This is a genomic window from Paludibacterium paludis, assembly GCF_018802605.1.
GTDB classification, from domain to species: Bacteria; Pseudomonadota; Gammaproteobacteria; order Burkholderiales; family Chromobacteriaceae; genus Paludibacterium; species Paludibacterium paludis.
In genome coordinates, this window is record NZ_CP069161.1 from 3,310,897 (window position 1) to 3,330,135 (window position 19,239).

Consider the following 19,239-nt stretch of genomic DNA (forward strand, 5'->3'; position numbering starts at 1 on the left):
TGCTCGTTGTAATGGAGTGCAGTCGAATCTTGTTATCAGGTTGTTCTCAGGATGCCGACGATTTCCATCAAAGCCGGATCATCGGGATCGGCCTTGCCGTTCACGATGTCCAGAAAATCGTTGTCCGGGAGCTCGAGGAGCTCCCGGTAGGCGGCCAGCTGCGGCCCGCTGAGCGAATCGAAGCGCCGGGCGAGAAACCGCTCCAGCACCAGATCCAGCTCCAGAAGGCCGCGGCGCGACCGCCAGCGGATCCGTTTCAGTTCGATCGGATCGATATCGGTCATACGGCACGCTTGACCATGAGATCCTTGATCTTGCCGATCGCCCGGGTCGGATTCAGCCCCTTCGGACACACATCCACGCAGTTCATGATAGTGTGGCAGCGGAACAGGCGGTACGGATCCTCGAGGTTGTCCAGACGCTCGCTGGTCGCCTCGTCGCGGGTATCCGCGATGAAGCGGTAGGCGGCCAGCAGGCCGGCCGGACCGACGAACTTGTCCGGATTCCACCAGAACGACGGACACGAGGTCGAGCAGCAGGCGCACAGAATGCACTCGTACAGACCGTCGAGTTCCTTGCGGTCCTCGGGCGACTGCAGACGCTCGCGCTCGGGCGGCGGTGTGTCGTTGATCACATACGGCTTGATCGAGTGGTACTGCTTGAAGAACTGGGTCATGTCCACGATCAGGTCGCGGATCACCGGCAGGCCGGGCAGCGGACGCAGGGTCACCGGCTGGGCGAGGTCGGCGATGTTGGTGATGCACGCCAGACCGTTCTTGCCGTTGATGTTCATCGCGTCCGAGCCGCAGATGCCCTCGCGGCAGGAGCGGCGGAACGACAGGGTGTCATCCTGCGCCTTGAGCTTGGTGATCACGTCGAGCAGCTTGACGTCGTTCGGACCCACCTCGATCGTGTAATCCTGCATGTACGGCTTGGCGTCCGTATCCGGGTCATAGCGATAGATGGAAAAACGCATTGTTGCCATGTTTGGTCTCCGTCCCCGTCAGAAGGTCCGCTCTTTGGGCGGAATGTAGTCCACCGACAGAGGCTTGGTGTGCACGGCCTTGTAGGTCAGGCTGCGGTCTTCGCCGTGATACAGGGTGTGCTTCATCCAGTTGTCGTCGTCGCGGTTCGGGAAGTCGTCGTGGGCGTGCGCGCCGCGCGACTCCTTGCGGGCCTCGGCGGAGATCAGCGTGGCCACGGCGATTTCGATGAGGTTTTCCAGTTCCAGGGCCTCGACGCGGGCGGTGTTGAACACGCGCGACTTGTCCTTGATCTGGGTGCGCTTGACGCGCTCGGCCACCTGCTGGATTTCCTGAACGCCCAGCTGGAGGTTCGCGGAATTGCGGAACACGCCGGCGCGGGCCTGCACGGTGCGCTGCATGGCAAGACGCACATCGGCGACTTCCTCGCCGCCGGTCTGGTTGTCCAGACGCGCGACGCGGGCGAGCGAACGCTCGGCGGCGTCGGCCGGCAGGTCCTTCCAGGTCGGCATCTCTTCCTTGATGTACTTGATCATGCTGTCGCCGGCGGACTTGCCGAACACCACAAGGTCGAGCAGGGAGTTGGTACCGAGTCGGTTGGCGCCGTGCACCGAGGCGCACGCGCATTCGCCGGCCGCGAAGAAGCCGTTCACGCGGGTTTCGTCGTTGCCGTTCTTCGGCGCGACGACCTCGCCGCGGTAGTTGGTCGGAATGCCGCCCATCATGTAATGACAGGTCGGGATGACCGGGATCGGCTCCTTGATCGGATCCACGCCGGCGAACTTGATGGCGATTTCACGGATACCCGGCAGGCGCTGGTTGATGATGTCCGGCCCCAGGTGGTCGAGCTTGAGCAGCACGTGGTCCTTGTGCGGACCGCAGCCGCGTCCTTCGAGCACTTCCAGTTCCATCGAGCGGGACACGAAGTCGCGCGGCGCGAGGTCCTTGAGGTTTGGCGCGTAGCGTTCCATGAAACGCTCGCCGTTGGCGTTCAGCAAAATGCCGCCCTCGCCGCGCACGCCCTCGGTGATCAGCACGCCGGCGCCGGCCACGCCGGTCGGGTGGAATTGCCAGAACTCCATGTCTTCGAGCGGGATGCCCGCGCGCACGCACATGCCCAGGCCGTCGCCGGTGTTGATGAAGGCGTTGGTCGAGGCCGCGTAGATGCGTCCCGCGCCGCCGGTGGCGAACAGCACCGCCTTGGCGTGCAGCACGGAGATCTCGCCGGTCTCCATTTCCAGCGCGGTGACGCCGACCACGTCGCCCTCGCTGTCACGGATCAGGTCGAGCGCCATCCATTCGACGAAGAACTGGGTATTGGCGCGCACATTGCGCTGGTACAGCGTATGCAGCATGGCGTGACCGGTACGGTCGGCCGCGGCACAGGCGCGCTGCACCGGAGTCTGGCCATTGTTCTGCGTGTGGCCGCCGAACGGGCGCTGGTAGATCTTGCCGTTCTCCAGACGGTCGAACGGCATGCCGAAGTGCTCGAGCTCGATGACGGCTTCGGGCGCCTTGCGGCACATGAATTCGATGGCATCCTGGTCACCCAGCCAGTCCGACCCCTTCACGGTGTCGTACATATGCCATTCCCAGCGGTCTTCCTGGACATTGCCGAGCGAGGCGGAAATGCCGCCCTGGGCCGCCACGGTGTGGGAACGGGTGGGAAAAACCTTGGACAGGACGGCGGTCTTCAGACCCGCCTCGGACAATTGCAGGGCAGCGCGCAGACCGGCGCCACCGCCGCCCACGATCACTGCATCAAAACGACGAACAGGTACGCCCATTACAGCCCCCAGACTACCTTGACGGAATAGATGAAACAGGACACCAGCCAAACGATGGTGAAAGTGTGCAGCGCAAGGCGCAGACCCACCGGTTTGATGTAGTCCATCCACAGATCACGGATGCCGATCCACGCGTGCAGGAAGAGCGCGATCAGCGTCACTTCGGTCAGCACCTGGACCCACACCTGGCCGAACAGCGCCCTCCAGCCCTCGTAGCTGTTCGGCGCGACGATCAGGAACAGCGCCAGAAGCGCGGTATAGATCAGCATGATCACGGCGGTCACGCGCTGCATGATCCAGTCGCGCAGGCCGTAGTGCGCGCCCACGACGATACGGTTTACCATACGATCACCCCCAGAATCACGGTCAGGGCAAGACTCACGGCCAGCACGGCCTTGGCCGTGGCGCGGGCGGTCTGAAGCTCGAGACCCTTATGAATATCCAGCATCAGAAAACGGATGCCGGCACAGGCGTGGTGCAGGAAAGCCCACAGAAGGCCCAGCAGGACGAGCTTGACCAGGGGATTGCCCACCACGGCGCGGTAGGAGTCGAAGGTGTCCGCCGAACTGAGCGAGCCCTTGAGGAGATAGATCAACAGGGGGAGAAAAAAGAAGAGCGCCACACCGCTAATCCGGTGCAAGATCGAGACGATGCCCGGCACGGGCAGTCTGATCTTGGCCAGATCCAGGTGCTTGGGTCGTTGCTTCTGCATATGGCTTCCTTGGATGTTCACTAACCAGGAGGTTACACACCGGCTCCTGCCGGAGCCGCCCGAGCGGTTCGCCTTCTTGCGACGGGCGATTGCCGCTCTTTACGTCACACCGCCGCCATACCGGACGGCAATATGAAAGATGAATTCTACCACTTCTCGCGCCGGGTCCACGACCAGAACCGGCTGCGGCAATAACGCTGGCGCCATTCCACGGGCGCGCCGTCCATGCCGGCGGACAGTCTGAGCACCGCCAGAGCGGGTTCTTCGGGGTCCAGCCCCAGCAGCAGGGACTCTTCGCGCGGCGGCACGACCGCCCGCACCTGCTCGCCCACGCACCGCGCGCGCACGCCGAAACGCTGCTGCAGCGCCGCGTGAACACCGCCGCCGGCTTGCCGGATCCAGCGCGCATCCAGTCCTTCGAAGCTCTCCGCGGGCAGATAGGCGTCATCGAGCGCCACCACCACGCCGCCAAGCCGCCACAGCTGGCGCACCCTGACAAGAGGGGCCGAGCGGCGCACCTGCAAGGCGTCGGCCATTTCATCGCTGGCGTGGCTGCGCGACACGCCGATCAGTTCCTGCACCAGCGGATCGGGGCGTTCGTTGAACAGCCCCGGCGTCAGCATCGCGCCCTCGCCCCAATCCCCGGGCGTTTCGGACACGAAAGTGCCGAGTCCCTGGCGACGGTACAGCAGTCCGTCGGACACCAGCGCCGTGAGCGCCTTGCGCACGGTTCCCTGGCTGACGCCAAGCTCGGCGGCCAGATCCCACTCGCTGGGCAAACAGTCATTGACCAGCCATTCGCCGTCGCCTATACGACGTATCAGGACGGTTTTGATCTGTTCGTACAGAGGCTCACGCCTGAGCGCTTTTTTTGTCATTTCCCTTTTTAACACCAAACAAATCAAGCGTAAAGGTTAGTCTTATATAAGATATAACTCAAAAACACCGTTTCCGGCATGCAAATCGGTTGGCATTGACCACAAGCGCCGGCACGCGTGATACACTCGCTGCACCGATTCCGCAGAGCACAAAACCCCTCTGCGTTCAACAGAGCCATACGGATAAACATCAAAGGAGAGTCCGAACATGAAAGCTCCCGTTCGCGTCGCCGTCACCGGCGCAGCCGGCCAGATCGGCTACAGCCTGCTGTTCCGCATTGCCAGCGGTGAAATGCTGGGCAAGGATCAACCCGTCATCCTGCAGCTTCTCGACCTGCCGCAGGCACAGGCCGCCCTCAAGGGCGTGATGATGGAGCTGGAAGACTGCGCGTTCCCGCTGTTGGCCGGCATGCTCGCCACCGACGACCCGAACGTGGCCTTCAAGGACGTCAAGGTCGCCCTGCTGGTCGGCGCCCGTCCGCGCAGCAAGGGCATGGAACGCAAGGACCTGCTGGAAGCCAACGGCGCGATCTTCACCGTGCAAGGCAAAGCGTTGAACGACCACGCGGCCCGCGATGTCAAGGTTCTGGTCGTCGGCAACCCGGCCAACACCAACGCCTACATCGCGATGAAGAGCGCCCCGGATCTGAATCCGAAAAATTTCACCGCCATGTTGCGCCTTGACCACAATCGCGCGCTGTCGCAGATCGCCGCCAAGACCGGCAAGGCCGTCTCCTCGATCCGCAAGCTGGCCGTCTGGGGCAACCACTCCCCGACGATGTACGCCGACTACCGCTTCGCCACCATCGACGGCGCCGGCGTCAAGGACATGATCAACGACCATGAATGGAACCGCGACGTGTTCCTGCCGACCGTCGGCAAGCGCGGCGCCGCGATCATCGAAGCGCGCGGCCTGTCGTCCGCCGCCTCGGCCGCCAACGCCGCCATCGATCACATCCGCGACTGGTGGATGGGCACGAACGGCGAATGGGTCACCATGGGCATCCCGTCCGACGGTTCCTACGGCATTCCCGAAGGCGTGATGTTCGGCTTCCCGGTGGTCTGCGCGAACGGTGAATACACCATCGTTCAGGGCCTCGAGATCGACGAATTCAGCCGCGAGCGCATCAACCTGACGCTCGCCGAACTGGAAGAGGAACGCGCCGGCGTCGCCCATCTGCTCGGCTGAACACGCGTTCAAAGCAAAAAGCGCACCTCGCGGTGCGCTTTTTTGTCTTGGATCAACGAAAATTCTGTATATTCTGTATATTAGTAATTATCAATACTTGGAGTGTAAAGACATGATGGAAGCCGAAGTACTGAACCAGATTTCCGCCACGATGGACGATCTGGCATCCCGGATAACCGACATCCGGGGGTATCTTTGACTACGACGGCAAACGTGACCGTCTCGAAGAAGTTGTCCGGCTGACCGAAGACCCGGACGTCTGGAACGACCCCAAGCGCGCCCAGGACCTGGGCCGCGAACGCAAGCAGCTCGAGGACGTGGTCCTGGTGATCGAACGCCTCGACCGCACCGTGACCGATTGCCGCGAACTGTTCGACATGGCGCGCGGCGATGACGATGAGGAAACCGTCGGCGCCGTGCGCGAGGATCTGGACGCCGTCGAGACCGAACTCGCCCAGCTCGAATTCCGCCGCATGTTCAGCGATCCGATGGATCCGAACGCCTGCTTCCTGGACATCCAGTCCGGCGCGGGCGGCACCGAGGCCCAGGACTGGGCCGGCATGCTGCTGCGCATGTACACCCGCTACGCGGAGCGCAAGGGATTCAAGGTCGAGATCCTCGAGGAATCCGAGGGCGAAGTGGCGGGCATCACCAGCGCCACGATCAAGATCAGCGGCGACTATGCCTATGGGCAGCTGCGCACCGAAACCGGCGTTCACCGTCTTGTCCGGGTCTCGCCATTCGATTCGAATGCCAGACGACATACTTCATTCTGCTCAGTATTCGTGTATCCTGAAGTGGATGATTCGATCGAAATCGAAATCAACCCGGCCGATCTGCGGGTCGATACCTACCGCGCCTCCGGCGCCGGCGGGCAGCACATCAACAAGACCGATTCGGCCGTGCGCATCACGCACAACCCGACCGGCATCGTCGTGCAGTGCCAGAACGACCGCTCGCAGCACCGCAACCGTGATGAAGCCATGCAGATGCTGCGCGCCAAGCTGTACGAGCTGGAACTGAAAAAGCGCAGCGCGGCCAAGCAGGCGCTCGAAGACTCCAAGACCGACGTGGGTTGGGGTCACCAGATCCGGTCGTACGTTTTCGATCAGTCGCGGATCAAGGATTTGCGGACCTCCCACGAGGTCGGTAACATCAAATCAGTCATGGATGGCGATCTGGACGGCTTTATCCAGGCCAGTCTGAAACAGGGGGTGTAATTTTCCCTGGGCATTCATGACCCACCTTGGGCGGGGACACCCCCTGCCCTCAGCAAACTGTAGTTATTGGAGTGATCATGGCGGAACACGAACAAACATCCCCGAATCAGGACGAGAACCAGATCATTGCGGAACGCCGGCTGAAACTCAAAGCGATCCGCGAGAAAGGTGTGGCTTTCCCGAACGACTTCAAACGCAGCCACTTCGCCAAAGACCTGCAGGACAAATACGCGGGTACCGAAGGCCTGGAAGCGAAAAAAGTCGAGGTCGCCGTCGTGGGTCGGATGATGTTGAAACGTGTCATGGGCAAGGCCAGCTTTGCGACCTTGCAGGACAGTTCCGGCCGCATCCAGGTCTATCTGTCCGATAGCGACATCGGCTCCGAATCCCACGATGAATTCAAGCGCTGGGACATGGGCGACATCGTTGCTGCGCGCGGCACGCTCTTCATCACCAAAACCGGTGAACTGACCGTTCATGCGACGGAAGTTCGCCTGATCGTCAAGAGCCTGCGGCCGCTGCCGGAGAAATTCAAGGGACTGACCGACCAGGAGCAGAAGTACCGCCAGCGCTACCTCGACCTGATCATGAACGAGGATTCGCGCGAGATGTTCAAGAAGCGCTCCCTGATCATGCAGTCGGTGCGCGAACAGATGATCGGCGAAGGGTATCTGGAAGTCGAGACCCCGATGATGCAGCCGATTCCCGGCGGCGCCTCGGCCAAGCCGTTCGTTACCCACCACAATGCCCTGGATCTGCCGATGTACATGCGCATTTCCCCGGAACTGTACCTGAAAAGGCTGGTGGTCGGCGGCTTCGAACGCGTCTTCGAGATCAACCGCAACTTCCGCAATGAAGGGATGAGTACCCGTCACAATCCTGAATTCACCATGATGGAGTTCTACGAAGCGTATGCTGACTACCATCGGATGATGGAAATGACGGAACAGATCATCCAGAAGGCGGCCATGAAAGTCTGTGGCGGTCTGGAAATCGACTATCAGGGCAAACCCGTCGATCTGCGCACCTTCGACCGTCTGACCATGGTTCAGGCGATCAAGAAGTACAACCCGCAGTACACCGACGCGCAACTGAACGACGAAGCCTGGGTCAAGGCGGAAATCACCCGTCTGGGCGGCAAGCTGCCGATGGCCACCGGCCTGGGCAGCCTGCACCTCGCGCTGTTCGAAGAGTGCGCGGAAGGCCAGCTGTGGAACCCGACCTTCATCATCGACTACCCGGTGGAAGTCTCCCCGCTGGCTCGTCTGTCCGACACCAAGCCGGGCATCACCGAGCGCTTCGAGCTGTTCGTGGTGGGCCGCGAACTGGCCAACGGTTATTCCGAGTTGAACGACCCGGAAGATCAGGCCGAGCGTTTCCTCGCGCAGGTCAAGCAGATGGAAGCGGGCGACGACGAGGCCATGTTCTATGACGCGGACTACGTCCGTGCTCTGGAATACGGCATGACGCCGACCGGCGGCTGCGGTATCGGCATGGACCGTCTGGTGATGCTGCTGGGCAACGCGCCGTCGATCCGCGACGTCATCCTGTTCCCGCAGATGCGTCCCGAATAAGTCCGGCGCCACCGGATCGCACCCGCAACCGCGCGTCCTTCGGGCCGCGCGGTTTTTTCATGCTCACAGGGGTATTGTGAGCATTCAGAGGAAAAAACCATGCCCGTTTCAGGAAGACTCGGGCTTTCAGGACGGGAGTTTTTTACACAAGGAATAGGGTTCTCAGCCATGTTTGCATGAGCGGGCGGCGTACACGATCAGCGTTCCGCCCCACGGCTGCTCAGCAATGCGGCCGGTAGTACATCAATCATCCAGCCGGGCAGATTCCGGGAAATATGACGCGACTGGTTGTGGGCCCGCGTCAGCAGTAAACGGCGTCGCTCGCCACTATTATCAAAGAGGAAGGCGCGATCGGCAATCGCCAGTGCCTCGGGTAAATTGCGCTGGCAGCGTTCGAAGCGGCGAATCACATCCGCCGGAGGAATGTCATGTCCACCAGCCGCCACCCGTTCTGCGACACGCAATATCGAAGCACGTGCATTACGCAGGCAGACAAATACCAGGTTGACCTTGTAGCCGACAGTCTTCGCCTCACGCATCAGCGTGAGTTCACGGTGACCGGATAATGTCGTTTCCCACGCAAAACTCTCACGTGCTGCCAAGTGCAGTCGTTGAAACCGGATCGCAATCTTGCCGGCCTGGATGACGCCTATACCGGGTTGTTCACGGAGAATGTTGTCTGGATTGACTACCGGCATTCGTCCCATCAGGTAACGGTCGGTCAACGTGCTCTTGCCGGCACCGTTCGGGCCTGCCACCACCCAAAGCGGCGGTCTCACCGCGGACGAATCACAGAGACACGGCCATCCCCGTCGACGGCAACCAGTTCGCGGCGACCATCAGGCCACTTGCGAATGAAATCGTCGGGGTAACGATCATCGCAATAGTCAATAGGCCGCCCGGCCGACAGATGCATCTTGGCAGCCTGGCCGTCATCGTTAGCTAACGTGCTCTCGAAAACTTTCCAGAAGCGCTGCTCTTCGGCAGGGGTCATAGTGCCCAACTGTTCAATTGGCAGTACCGTCACGTTGTCAACTCCCCACGATGTTCACGCTAAGCGTAGTACACGCGATCCTGAAGAGCTGCCTGCAATACAGCGCCCAGCGAAGGAGCGCGAACCTCACGCGTGTTGTCATGCATGCCGGACATGACACATCGTCCCCTTTTCTTACTCTTCGTCGCCCTGAAACACCGCGCCGGCATCGGCCCGGATCAGATCGATGAAGCGCCTGAGCCTCGCCGGATAATGGCTGGCGTAGGGGTAGACCAGGCTCACCGGCAGGGGGTCCGCCTCCCAGTCCGGCGCGAGCCTCACCAGTTCTCCACTGCGCAGCGCTTCGGTCATCACCCAGCGGGATCCCACGCCCACCCCGACGCCCTGTATCGCCGCGCTGCGCAGGGCATAGAGACTGTCGGTGCTGAAGCGGGGCCGGATGGCGATCCGTTTGCGCCGTCCGCTGGGCCTATGGGTCAGCACGATATCGTTGCGGTAATAAGTGCGCAGGGCCAGCCAGGGCAGCTCGGCCAGATCGGCGGCATCCCGCGGGGCGGCACGACCGGCGAGCAGCGCCGGGGAAGCGACCGCGATGCGCGGCACCTTGGCCAGGGGAATCGCCACCAGTCCCGGATCGGTCACCTCGCCGACCTGGATGGCGCAGTCGACGCCGGCGGCGATGTAGTCCTGAATGGCGCGATCGTCATGCAGCAACCACTCCACCGCCATTGAGCGATGGCGCGAGAGGTAGGCCGCCAACGGAGCGATGAGCCGCTCCTGTCCGAAGGCGTGCGGCACGATGACGCGCAATACGCCGTCCGGCTCCTCCCGTGCGCCCAACAGCTCCGATTCGAACGCGGCCCAGCTCGCCAGAAGGGCCTTGGCGCGCTCGTAACAGCGCTCGCCGTCCAGGGTCAGCCGCATGGTGTGGGTCGAGCGCTGAATCAGGCGCAAGCCGAGCGAGCGCTCCAGCGTCTGCAGGCGGCGGCTGACGGTCGGCTGCGTCATGCCCAGTTGCGCGGCGGCGGCGGAAAGACTGCCGGCCTCCACGATCCGCAAAAAGGTCTGCATCAAGGCGATGCGGTCGCCGCTTATCGGAGCCGGATCCGCTCCCCTGGCGGTCACCGGGGGCCTGGCCCCTCTGTTCGATGAGTCGTGTTCGCTATTCATGCGTCAAACGTATAACAGATCTGTTTTTTTCGCCACTACCAATGCGTCTTGTTTATAGCGATGATGCGGTGGTATTCACTCACACAGCGAGACGAACCATGACCACCGCACGAATTTCACCGGCCACGCCCCCTCTGCCGGCAACGGAAACCCAAGCGACGGCGCCGATCCTGTCGCCGCGGCGCATACTGCTGCTGGCGTCCGGCACGGGGTTTTCCGTGGCGTGCCTGTATTACAGCCAGCCCATGCTCGGCGTGCTGGGCCCGGACATCGGCGCCTCCGGCCGGGCCGTCGGCCTGGTGCCGACGCTCACGCAACTGGGTTATGCGCTCGGAATCCTTCTGCTGGCCCCCCTGGGCGACCGCCACGACCGCCGACGCATCATTTCGCTCAAGGCCGCCTTGCTTTCGGCGGCGCTGATCCTGGCCGCGCTGTCGCCCTCGCTGGCGGTGCTGCTGCCGGCCAGCCTGCTGATCGGTCTGACCGCCACGCTGGCGCAGGACATCGTGCCCGCGGCCGCCGCCCTGGCGCCGGATAGTCAGCGCGGCAAGGTGGTCGGCACCGTGATGACCGGTCTGTTGTCGGGCATACTGCTGTCACGGGTCGTCAGCGGATTCGTCGCGGAACAGTTCGGCTGGCGGACGATGTTCTTCGCGGCGGCGGCCAGCATCGCGCTGATCGGCGTTGTCCTGAACCGCAGCCTGCCCGCACTCGCCCCCACCACCAACCTCTCCTATGCCGCCCTGCTGGGTTCGCTGCGCACGCTGTGGCGTCAGCACGGAGAACTGCGCCGCGCCGCGCTCGCGCAAGGCTGCCTGTCGGTCGGGTTCAGCGCCTTCTGGTCCACTCTCGCCCTCATGCTGCATGGCGCGCCGTTTCACCTGGGCAGCACGGCGGCGGGCGCCTTCGGACTGGCTGGCGCCGCCGGCGCACTCGCCGCGCCGCTGGCCGGGCACGCCGCCGACCGCAAGGGACCGGAATCGGTCGCCCGCTTCGGCGCGCTGCTCGCGCTCCTGGCCTTCGTCGCGCTCGCGCTGTCGACCGCCTTGCCGGCGCACGGGCAACTGGCCGCGCTCGCCCTAGGCGCGGTGGTCTTCGATCTTGGCGTGCAGGCCAGTCTGATCGCGCATCAGGCGGTGATCTACCGGATCGATCCGGCCGCGCGCAGCCGTTTCAACGCGGTGCTGTTCGTTTGCGTGTTCATCGGCATGGCCGCGGGGTCCGTTGCCGCCAGCGTGCTGCTGGCGGCCTGGGGATGGGCGGCGGTGATGGGACTCGCCAGCCTGGCATCGCTGGCCGCGCTGCTGCTGCGAGGCGGGAAACGGCGCACCGGGCGTAGGTAGAGCGTTTTATTTGCTTGGCAACCCAACAAATCCTGTTGTCATTTCATGAAAAGGTCATGACAATGCCCGCTCCGCCTGACTTCATGGATGTGCAAGAAGCATGAAACTGATGTTTACCGGCCTGACCACGATCGGAACACTGCTGCTGGGCACGGGGGCGGCGCTGTGGCTGGGCGGTCCGTCCACGCCGGCGGTCATGACGGGATTCACCCGGGCGTTCCGGCAGGTCGACTACAGCGGGGTGCCGCCGTTGTCGCGCTACACGGCCCGCGACGGCGCCCGCCTGGCCTACCGCCTCTATGCGCCGCAAGACACCCCGCGCGGCTCCGTGGTGCTCGTGCACGGTTCGTCGGCCACCAGCCGCAGCATGCACGTCATCGCCCAGGCCCTGGCGGCGGCTGGTTATTCGGCCTATGCGCTCGATATCCGCGGACACGGCGACAGCGGTGTCAAAGGCCATCTGGATCATATCGGACAACTCGAGGAGGATCTGGAGGATTTCGCGAGCCAGGCCAACCCCGTCCAGCCGGCCACCCTGGCGGGGTTTTCTTCGGGAGGCGGCTTCGTGCTGCGCATCGCCGCCGAAGCGCAAGCCCGTCTGTTCCAGAGCTTTCTGCTACTGTCGCCCTATCTGCGCTACGACGCGCCGACCCAGCGCGCCAACAGCGGCGGTTGGTCCAGCGTGGGCATCCCGCGCCTAGTCGCGCTGGGCCTGCTTAACCGCGCCGGCTTCACGAAGCTCAATGACCTGCCCGTGATCCGCTTCGGCATCGATCCGGCCAACCGGGATCTTTTGACCGAGAGCTACGACTTCAACCTGGCGGCGAACTTCGGCCCGCCACGCGATTACGAGGCCGCCATCCGCGCCGCGAACCGTCCGGTGATGGTGCTGGCCGGCGAGCGGGACGAAGCGTTTCACACCGAGCGCTTCCCGCAGGTTTTCGCCGCGTGCCCCGGGCTCGCCGGCGTGCGCCTGATTCCCGGCACGACCCATCCGGGGCTGATTCTTGATGCCGCCCCCGTGCGCGAAGCCGTGCTCGCGGTACAGGCGCTGCAGGCCAAGGCAGCCCGCCCATAAAGGCGCCATCCCGCCAACGAGGGGGCCGCCTCCCGGCCCCCCCCCTCTCATTTCCCGGACGTTGCGGGATGCGTGCCGTGCCGCTACTCCGCCCTTGCCTTGTAAAAAAAAATAGGCAAAATAGAAGAAATTCAAAAAAATCTTCGACCCGGCACAAAAAAATGACGACAATTCGGCATGGCAGCTTGATCGGCTATGGGTTTCTTCGGGAATCACTGCGTCTTCCCTTGCCACCGCTTTTGCACGTGGCGCGCCGGGAATCTGTCGCCGCCATCGAACACACACCCGAGGGCCTGCGGGTCCCTCCTTCCGTGGCGCCGAAGGGCGACGACATTCTGTCGCATGTTCAATTTGCCTTGAAGCACGAAGGCACCGACCTTGCCGTATTGAAGCTGGCTCTCCCCCATCTGGATACTCGGTCCTTTCTCGCCGAACTGCGCGCCGCACCGGGCAGCGGCTATCTACGCCTGACCGGCTACCTGTACGAGGCCTTCACAGGCGAAACACTCGACGACTTGCCCGGAGTTCGCGGTTCTTACGTCGATCTTTTTGACTCAAACCGGTATTACACCTGCGCCGGAGACAAAAATAGCCGGTGGAGGGTCAGATTCAACGGGTTGGGCTCCCTGAGGTATTGCCCCATGGTCCGAAAGACCGAACGTATCGGTGCATTGGCGGCAATGGATATCCTGGGACAAGCCAATGCCTTTTACGCCAGTACCGATCCCGGCATTCTGGATCGCGCACTGTCATGGGCCTATCTTTCGGAAACGGAAGGCAGCTTCGCGCTGGAGCGGGAATCCCCGCAATCCGACAAAAAAGACCGCTTCGTCGCCTTGCTTCGGCAAGCCCACGATCCGCGCCCCATGTCAGAGGATTATCTTGTCGAATTGCAAAACAGCACGGTCAGCAACCCTTTCGATCAGGCGGTGCAATACCGGACCGAACAAAACTGGCTGCGTACCAAGGGTCTGCGCGGCCCGGCGGGTGTCAGCTATGTCCCTCCGGCACCGGACGATGCGGCAGCCATGATGAGCGACCTTCTGGAGTTGTTGAATCGCAAGCCGTCAGATATCGATCCGATCATGCTCGGCGCGCTGATTTCATTCGGATTCGTGTTCATTCATCCGTTCATGGATGGAAACGGGCGCCTGAGCCGTTTCCTGATGCATTACGCTCTGAGCCAGTCCGGCAGACTCGCAGAAGGGCTCATGCTGCCGATTTCCGTTGCGATGAAACGGGACGAACGCGACTATCTTGCCGCTTTGCAAAGCTTCTCGCGTCCAACACGGGCGCTGTGGCACGTCAGAATGATCGATGAAGTCCGCTTTGCCTGCGAAAGCACGGCGGGCGATGCGATGTACCGCTATTGGGATGCCACGCGTTGCGTCGAATTCATCTACGAAATGGCGCTTAATGCGCTAAAAACAGACCTCGTCGACGAAACGCGCTACTTGCAGGCTTTCGATCAGGCGTATCGGCTCGTCAACGAACACCACGACATCCGCGACCACGACTTGAACAATCTGATCATGTGGTGCGCGCAGAATGGCGGCCACGTCTCCAAAAAACGCCGGGAACAACTCGGCCACCGTTATCGCGCCGACGTGTTCGATGCGGTGGAAACCGCGGTACGGCAAGCCTGGGCAGACCTTCCCGGCGCGCGCGACTAGCGGTTTCCTCTCCGTTTCCTCACACCGGCAGCAGCGTCGGCGCCCGGTTGTTCAGAATGTCCTCCAGCCGGACCTTGACGCCGGCGCGGCTGTGCGGATGCGTGAGGATGTAGAACTCGCCTCGGCCGACCGCCTCGAACGCCATGCGCGCCACGTCCTCGGCGCTCAGGCCGTTTTCCACCGCCTGCATCACCGCCATCGCGGTTTCCAGGGTTTTCGGATCCAGGGCCTCGGGGCGGCTGCGCTCGTCGGGCGGACGATGCCGCTCGGCCTGGGCGATGCGGGTTTTCACCCAGCCCGGGCACAGCACCGACACACCGATGCGCGCCCCGCGCAGGGTCAGGTCGTGCATCAGCCCTTCGCTGAGCGTCACCACGCCGAATTTGCTCGCGTTGTAGGCGGCAAGGCCGGGTTGCGAGATCAGCCCCGCCACCGAGGCGGTATTGACGATATGCCCCTCCTCGCCCGATTCGAGCATGCGCGGCACAAAACTGCGCACGCCATTGGCCACGCCGTAGAAGTTGACGCCCATCACCCAGCGCCAATCCTCGTTGCTCGTCTCCCAGGCGGTCTTGGCCAGGGCGACGCCGGCATTATTGATGAGCAGATGCACCTTCCCGTGCAGGCGGTAGGCTTCCCGGGCCAATTCTTCCACCGAGGCGGCGTCCGACACGTCAACGACAACCGGCACGGCATCCGCGCCTGCGGCGGTCAGGGTATCCACCGCTTCCTGCAAGCGCGCCTCGTGCCGGTCGGCGAGCACCAGCTTCATGCCAAGACCCGCCGCGCGGCGCGCGAGCGCGAGTCCGATACCCTCGGCCGCGCCGGTGATCACCGCCACTCGTCCTTCGAATGTGTTCATCGTTTCCTCACGCAATCAGATAACCGCCGTCCACGTTCAGGCAGACACCGGTGGTGTAGCTCGCGGCGTCCGACACCAGGTACAGCACCGCGCCGGCCATCTCTTCCGGCTGCGCCACCCGCCCCATGGGAATGTGCGCCAGCGCCTTGTCGAGAATCGCCGGATTCTCCAGCAAGGCGGCGGCGAAACGGGTGTCCGTCGCGCCGGGCAGCAAGGCGTTGACCCGCACGCCGTCGGCGGCGCACTCCTTGGCGAACGCCTGCGTCATGGAAATGACCGCGGCCTTGGTGATCGAATAAATCCCCTGCCCCGCGCCGGGCACCACGCCGTTGACGGACGCGACATTGACGATGGCGCCCCCGCCCTGGGCGGCCATGCGCCGCGCCGCTTCGCAGGACATGAAGAAATAACCGCGGATGTTCACATCGACGGTTTTCTGGAAGGCGGCCGGATCGGTCTTGGCGATGTGTCCGAAATACGGATTGGTGGCGGCGTTGTTGACGAGAATGTCGAGCCGGCCGTGGCGGCTGTCGAGGCTGGCGAACGCCGCGGCGATCTGCTCCGGTTCGCCGATATGGCAGGCGAGCGTCTCGGCCGACCCGCCCTCGGCGATGATCGCGGCGGCGACGCGCTCGCACGCTTCGCTCTTGCGGCTGGAGACGATCACATGGGCGCCGTGACGCGCCAGGAGGCGGGCCACCGCCTCGCCGATACCGCGGCTCGCGCCGGTCACGAGGGCGATCTTGCCCGACAGGGAAAACGTGGAAGTCATGGGAATCCTTAACGGTAACTGACGAGCGAAGGCTCGTGATCCAGGTGGGAAATCACATTCAGCGACACCGGCTCCAGCGCGTCGCCGCGCCGGGCGCAGTGCGTGATGCCGGCATTGGCGAGCCGCCAGTTCAAGGTCATGGCGGCCCGGTCGGACAGGCTCATCCAGTGCTTGCACAGCGCGGCGATCACGCCACCGGAGGTCACCACCCATACGCAGTCGGCGCCCCGGCTCGCGGCGAGAGTGTGCTCGAGCGCGCCGAGAATGCGCCGCTGGAAAGCGGGCCAGGACTCGCGGTACTCGTCATCGAGGTAGCCGGTCATCCAGCGCTCCATCGCCGACGCGAACACCGACTGGAAGGCCTTGCGCGGCTCGGGCTCGGAGGCCAACCAGCCAAGAATGGCGCTCTGGCTCGACAGCCCGGGACGCGCGCGCGCGAGCACATCCAGATAATCGAATTCGTCGAATCCATCGTGGATGACGGGCGACACCGCGCCTCCCGCGGCGTCGGCCGCAAGCCTTGCCGTGTCGCGCTGCCTTGCCATGCGGCCGCAAAACACCGCGTCGGGCGCCGCCCTCCGGCCGGCCAGCCAGGCGCCGGCCAGAACGGACTGACGCTCTCCGAGCGGGCTGAGCGCGTCGTACTCCTCGCGGTCGAAGCCGGCCTGTCCGTGGCGAATGAAATACACGCCGGGCACGCTCAGTTCTCCTTGATGACGCGACGGCAGCGGTCGAGCAGATAATTGACCAGCGCGCCGAATTGGGCGAATTGCGGGTTGCGTGTCTCTCCCTGGTAATAACGCCGCCAGATCTGCTGCACGATGACCGCCAACCGGAAAATCCCGAACACGTCGTAGAACACGAAATCCGACATGTCGCGCCCGGTTTTCGCGCCGTAATACTCGATCACTTCGCGCCGCGACAGCATGCCGGGAAGGTGGGTCGGCTGGCGGCGCACCGCCCGGAAGGTCGCGTCGTCGCCGGCTTCCACCCAATAGGCGAGCGCATTGCCCAGATCCATCAGGGGGTCGCCCAGTGTCGCCATTTCCCAATCGAGCACCCCGATAATGCGCGACGGATCGTTCCGGTCCAGCACCAGATTGTCGAAACGCCAGTCATTGTGAATCAGGCAGGTTGCCGCGTCCCTGGCCGGCGCGTGTCCGGACAGCCAGCGGATCACATCGTCGCACGCCGCCACATCCGGGGTGCGCGCCTTGTCGAAACGGTCCCTCCAGCCTTCCAGCTGGCGTGCGACATAGCCTTCGCCCCGACCCAGTTCGCGCAGGCCGGCCACCTGCCAGTCGACCTCGTGCAGGTCGATCAGCGCATCGAGCATGGCCCGGCACAGCGCCCTCGCCCGCTCCGCGTCGAGCGTCATGCCCTCGGGTAAATCCCGGCGCAAAATCACTCCGTCGATGCGCTCCATCACGAAGAAATCGCAGCCGATCACGCCGGGATCCTCGCACACCGCCACCACCCCCGGCACCCGCGGATAGACGTCGCGCAGCGCCGTCATGATGCGCGCCTCGCGGATCATGTCGTGGGCGCTCCTGGCCTTGTGTCCGAACGGAGGACGGCGCAGGATCAGCGAACGCCCGGGAAAATCCAGCTGATAGGTGAGATTGGACGCCCCCCCGGAAAACTGGGTGACGGCAGGCAAGCCACCGAACACCGCGCCGTTCGCCGCGAGAAACCGCGCGATGGCCTGGCTATCCAGTTCTTCGCCGGAGCGCACCGGCCCGGCCTTGTCGATCGTCGCTGTCATCGCATCGCCTCCATGTCGAGCCCCAGGCGCCGGGCCTGGGCTTTGAGTTCGCGTTTGGCCACCAGCATGCGGTGCACCTCGTCCGGACCGTCGGCGATGCGCAGGGCCCGCGCGTACCCGAACAGGCCCGCCAGCGGGAAGTCCTCGCACAGCCCGGCGCCGCCGTGCATCTGGATGGCGGCGTCCACCACCGTCTGGGCGACATTGGGCGCCACCACCTTGATCATCGAAATTTCGCTGATGGCTCCCTTGATGCCCACGGTATCCATCATCCACGCCGCTTTGAGCGTCAGCAGGCGCGCTTGCTCGATCGCCATGCGGGCATTGGCGATGATGTCGACGTTGCCGCCCAGCTGCGCCAGCGGCTTGCCGAACGCGCGCCGCTCGAGCGAGCGCCGGCACATCGCGTCCATGGCCCGCTCCGCCGCGCCGATGGCGCGCATGCAATGATGGATCCGCCCGGGCCCGAGCCGGCCCTGGGCAATCTCGAAACCCCGCCCCGGGCCGAGAATGACGTGGTCGAGCGGCACGCGCACGTCGGTAAAGCTCACCTCGCCATGTCCGTACGGTTCGTCCAGTTCCCCGAACACCCGCAGCATGCGCTCGATTTTCACGCCGGGAGCGTCAATCGGCACGATGACCATCGAGTGGCGGGCGTGCTTGGCCGCCTGCGGATCCGACAACCCCATGAAAATCACGAACCGGCAATCGGGATGGCCGATGCCCGTGCTCCACCACTTGCGACCATTGAGCACGACCCGATCCCCTTCCACACGCACCGTGGCCGCCATATTGGTCGCATCCGACGAGGCCACCTCCGGCTCGGTCATGCAAAAAGCGGAACGTATCCGTCCCTCCAGCAGCGGCATGAGCCAGCGCTCTTGCTGCATGGGCGAGCCGTAATGCGCCAGCACTTCCATATTGCCGGTATCCGGCGCGTTGCAGTTGAACACTTCCGCCGCGATCGGCGAACGTCCCATCATCTCGGCCAGGGGCGCGTATTCGGCGTTGCTCAGACCGGCGCCGAAACGCTCTCCCGGAAGAAACAGGTTCCACAGTCCGGCCTCGCGCGCCTTGCGCTTGAGCGCTTCCATCACCGGCGGCACGTTCCAGGGTCGTTCTCCCCGTGAGAGCGTGGCATAGTACTCGGCTTCCGCCGGGTACACCTCGTCATCCATGAAACGCGTCAATCGTTCCAGATACTCCCGGCCTCTGGCCGTATTCGCAAAATCCATCGCC

Annotated in this window: 20 protein-coding genes; 6 read left to right on the plus strand and 14 right to left on the minus strand. The window is 63.6% G+C overall.

Features of this window, described 5'->3' with window-relative positions; translation table 11 throughout:
• Positions 1-35 precede the first annotated feature (35 nt).
• The 6 genes from JNO50_RS15240 to JNO50_RS15265 all read right to left on the minus strand — a co-directional run bounded on the left by JNO50_RS15240 (position 36) and on the right by JNO50_RS15265 (position 4,360).
• Complete coding sequence (locus JNO50_RS15240; RefSeq protein WP_189530163.1) at positions 36-284, minus strand: FAD assembly factor SdhE; 249 nt, start codon at positions 282-284, stop codon at positions 36-38.
• On the minus strand, positions 281-985 hold the full coding sequence (locus JNO50_RS15245; protein WP_215796399.1) for a succinate dehydrogenase iron-sulfur subunit: 705 nt from the start codon (positions 983-985) through the stop codon (positions 281-283). The genes JNO50_RS15240 and JNO50_RS15245 overlap by 4 nt, the downstream gene beginning before the upstream one ends.
• Before the next feature lie 18 nt (positions 986-1,003).
• A complete protein-coding gene (gene sdhA, locus JNO50_RS15250) occupies positions 1,004-2,770 on the minus strand; it encodes a succinate dehydrogenase flavoprotein subunit (RefSeq protein WP_189530159.1) in 1,767 nt (588 codons plus the stop codon).
• A complete protein-coding gene (gene sdhD, locus JNO50_RS15255; RefSeq protein WP_189530157.1) occupies positions 2,770-3,114 on the minus strand; it encodes a succinate dehydrogenase, hydrophobic membrane anchor protein in 345 nt (114 codons plus the stop codon). The genes sdhA and sdhD overlap by 1 nt, the downstream gene beginning before the upstream one ends.
• The gene (sdhC, locus tag JNO50_RS15260; protein WP_189530155.1) at positions 3,108-3,482 is read right to left on the minus strand and encodes a succinate dehydrogenase, cytochrome b556 subunit; all 375 of its coding nucleotides are present in this window, start codon (positions 3,480-3,482) and stop codon (positions 3,108-3,110) included. The genes sdhD and sdhC overlap by 7 nt, the downstream gene beginning before the upstream one ends.
• A 146-nt stretch (positions 3,483-3,628) precedes the next feature.
• Positions 3,629-4,360, minus strand: coding sequence for a GntR family transcriptional regulator (locus tag JNO50_RS15265; RefSeq protein WP_189530153.1), 732 nt, complete (start codon positions 4,358-4,360; stop codon positions 3,629-3,631).
• A 208-nt stretch (positions 4,361-4,568) separates the two neighbouring features.
• Between JNO50_RS15265 and JNO50_RS15270 the strand changes: the two genes are divergently transcribed.
• From JNO50_RS15270 to lysS, 3 genes are all read left to right on the plus strand, one after another.
• Positions 4,569-5,549 carry a malate dehydrogenase gene (locus JNO50_RS15270; protein ID WP_189530151.1) on the plus strand — a complete coding sequence of 327 codons (981 nt, stop codon included), beginning with the start codon at positions 4,569-4,571 and terminating at the stop codon, positions 5,547-5,549.
• Positions 5,550-5,664: 115 nt separating this feature from the next.
• Positions 5,665-6,769 (plus strand): peptide chain release factor 2 gene (prfB, locus tag JNO50_RS15275; protein WP_189530843.1). Its coding sequence is split into 2 segments (ribosomal slippage): positions 5,665-5,745 and positions 5,747-6,769, totalling 1,104 coding nucleotides; the frame shifts between segments, so codons are not numbered across the junction.
• A gap of 77 nt (positions 6,770-6,846) precedes the next feature.
• Entirely contained in the window at positions 6,847-8,343 is a 1,497-nt protein-coding gene (gene lysS / locus JNO50_RS15280) for a lysine--tRNA ligase (RefSeq protein WP_189530149.1), read from the plus strand.
• A gap of 197 nt (positions 8,344-8,540) precedes the next feature.
• On the opposite strand, the gene JNO50_RS15285 is transcribed toward lysS, so the two are convergent.
• The 3 genes from JNO50_RS15285 to JNO50_RS15295 all read right to left on the minus strand — a co-directional run bounded on the left by JNO50_RS15285 (position 8,541) and on the right by JNO50_RS15295 (position 10,408).
• Entirely contained in the window at positions 8,541-9,068 is a 528-nt protein-coding gene (locus JNO50_RS15285) for an ATPase (protein WP_229804399.1), read from the minus strand.
• 50 nt (positions 9,069-9,118) lie between these two features.
• The gene (locus JNO50_RS15290; protein WP_215796400.1) at positions 9,119-9,370 is read right to left on the minus strand and encodes a hypothetical protein; all 252 of its coding nucleotides are present in this window, start codon (positions 9,368-9,370) and stop codon (positions 9,119-9,121) included.
• Between the two features lie 141 nt (positions 9,371-9,511).
• Entirely contained in the window at positions 9,512-10,408 is an 897-nt protein-coding gene (locus JNO50_RS15295) for a LysR family transcriptional regulator (RefSeq protein WP_215796401.1), read from the minus strand.
• Between the two features lie 197 nt (positions 10,409-10,605).
• On the opposite strand from JNO50_RS15295, the gene JNO50_RS15300 reads away from it, so the two are divergent.
• From JNO50_RS15300 to JNO50_RS15310, 3 genes are all read left to right on the plus strand, one after another.
• Positions 10,606-11,850, plus strand: a complete 1,245-nt coding sequence (locus tag JNO50_RS15300) for an MFS transporter (protein ID WP_189530144.1) — start codon at positions 10,606-10,608, stop codon at positions 11,848-11,850.
• Between the two features lie 100 nt (positions 11,851-11,950).
• Positions 11,951-12,928, plus strand: coding sequence for an alpha/beta hydrolase (locus tag JNO50_RS15305; protein WP_189530141.1), 978 nt, complete (start codon positions 11,951-11,953; stop codon positions 12,926-12,928).
• A gap of 68 nt (positions 12,929-12,996) precedes the next feature.
• The gene (locus tag JNO50_RS15310; RefSeq protein ID WP_215796402.1) at positions 12,997-14,601 is read left to right on the plus strand and encodes a Fic family protein; all 1,605 of its coding nucleotides are present in this window, start codon (positions 12,997-12,999) and stop codon (positions 14,599-14,601) included.
• Between the two features lie 19 nt (positions 14,602-14,620).
• Here JNO50_RS15310 and JNO50_RS15315 read toward each other — a convergent pair whose 3' ends face one another.
• From JNO50_RS15315 to JNO50_RS15335, 5 genes are read right to left on the minus strand one after another with little or no spacing between them, the layout of a single operon-like run.
• Positions 14,621-15,463, minus strand: a complete 843-nt coding sequence (locus JNO50_RS15315; RefSeq protein WP_189530139.1) for an SDR family NAD(P)-dependent oxidoreductase — start codon at positions 15,461-15,463, stop codon at positions 14,621-14,623.
• A 7-nt stretch (positions 15,464-15,470) separates the two neighbouring features.
• Positions 15,471-16,235, minus strand: a complete 765-nt coding sequence (locus JNO50_RS15320; protein WP_189530137.1) for an SDR family oxidoreductase — start codon at positions 16,233-16,235, stop codon at positions 15,471-15,473.
• An 8-nt stretch (positions 16,236-16,243) separates the two neighbouring features.
• The gene (locus tag JNO50_RS15325; protein WP_189530136.1) at positions 16,244-16,933 is read right to left on the minus strand and encodes a histidine phosphatase family protein; all 690 of its coding nucleotides are present in this window, start codon (positions 16,931-16,933) and stop codon (positions 16,244-16,246) included.
• A 2-nt stretch (positions 16,934-16,935) separates the two neighbouring features.
• The gene (locus tag JNO50_RS15330) at positions 16,936-18,000 is read right to left on the minus strand and encodes a phosphotransferase family protein (protein WP_189530134.1); all 1,065 of its coding nucleotides are present in this window, start codon (positions 17,998-18,000) and stop codon (positions 16,936-16,938) included.
• The gene (locus tag JNO50_RS15335) at positions 17,997-19,235 is read right to left on the minus strand and encodes an acyl-CoA dehydrogenase family protein (RefSeq protein ID WP_189530132.1); all 1,239 of its coding nucleotides are present in this window, start codon (positions 19,233-19,235) and stop codon (positions 17,997-17,999) included. Before JNO50_RS15335 ends, JNO50_RS15330 begins: the two co-directional genes overlap by 4 nt.
• Positions 19,236-19,239 lie beyond the last annotated feature (4 nt).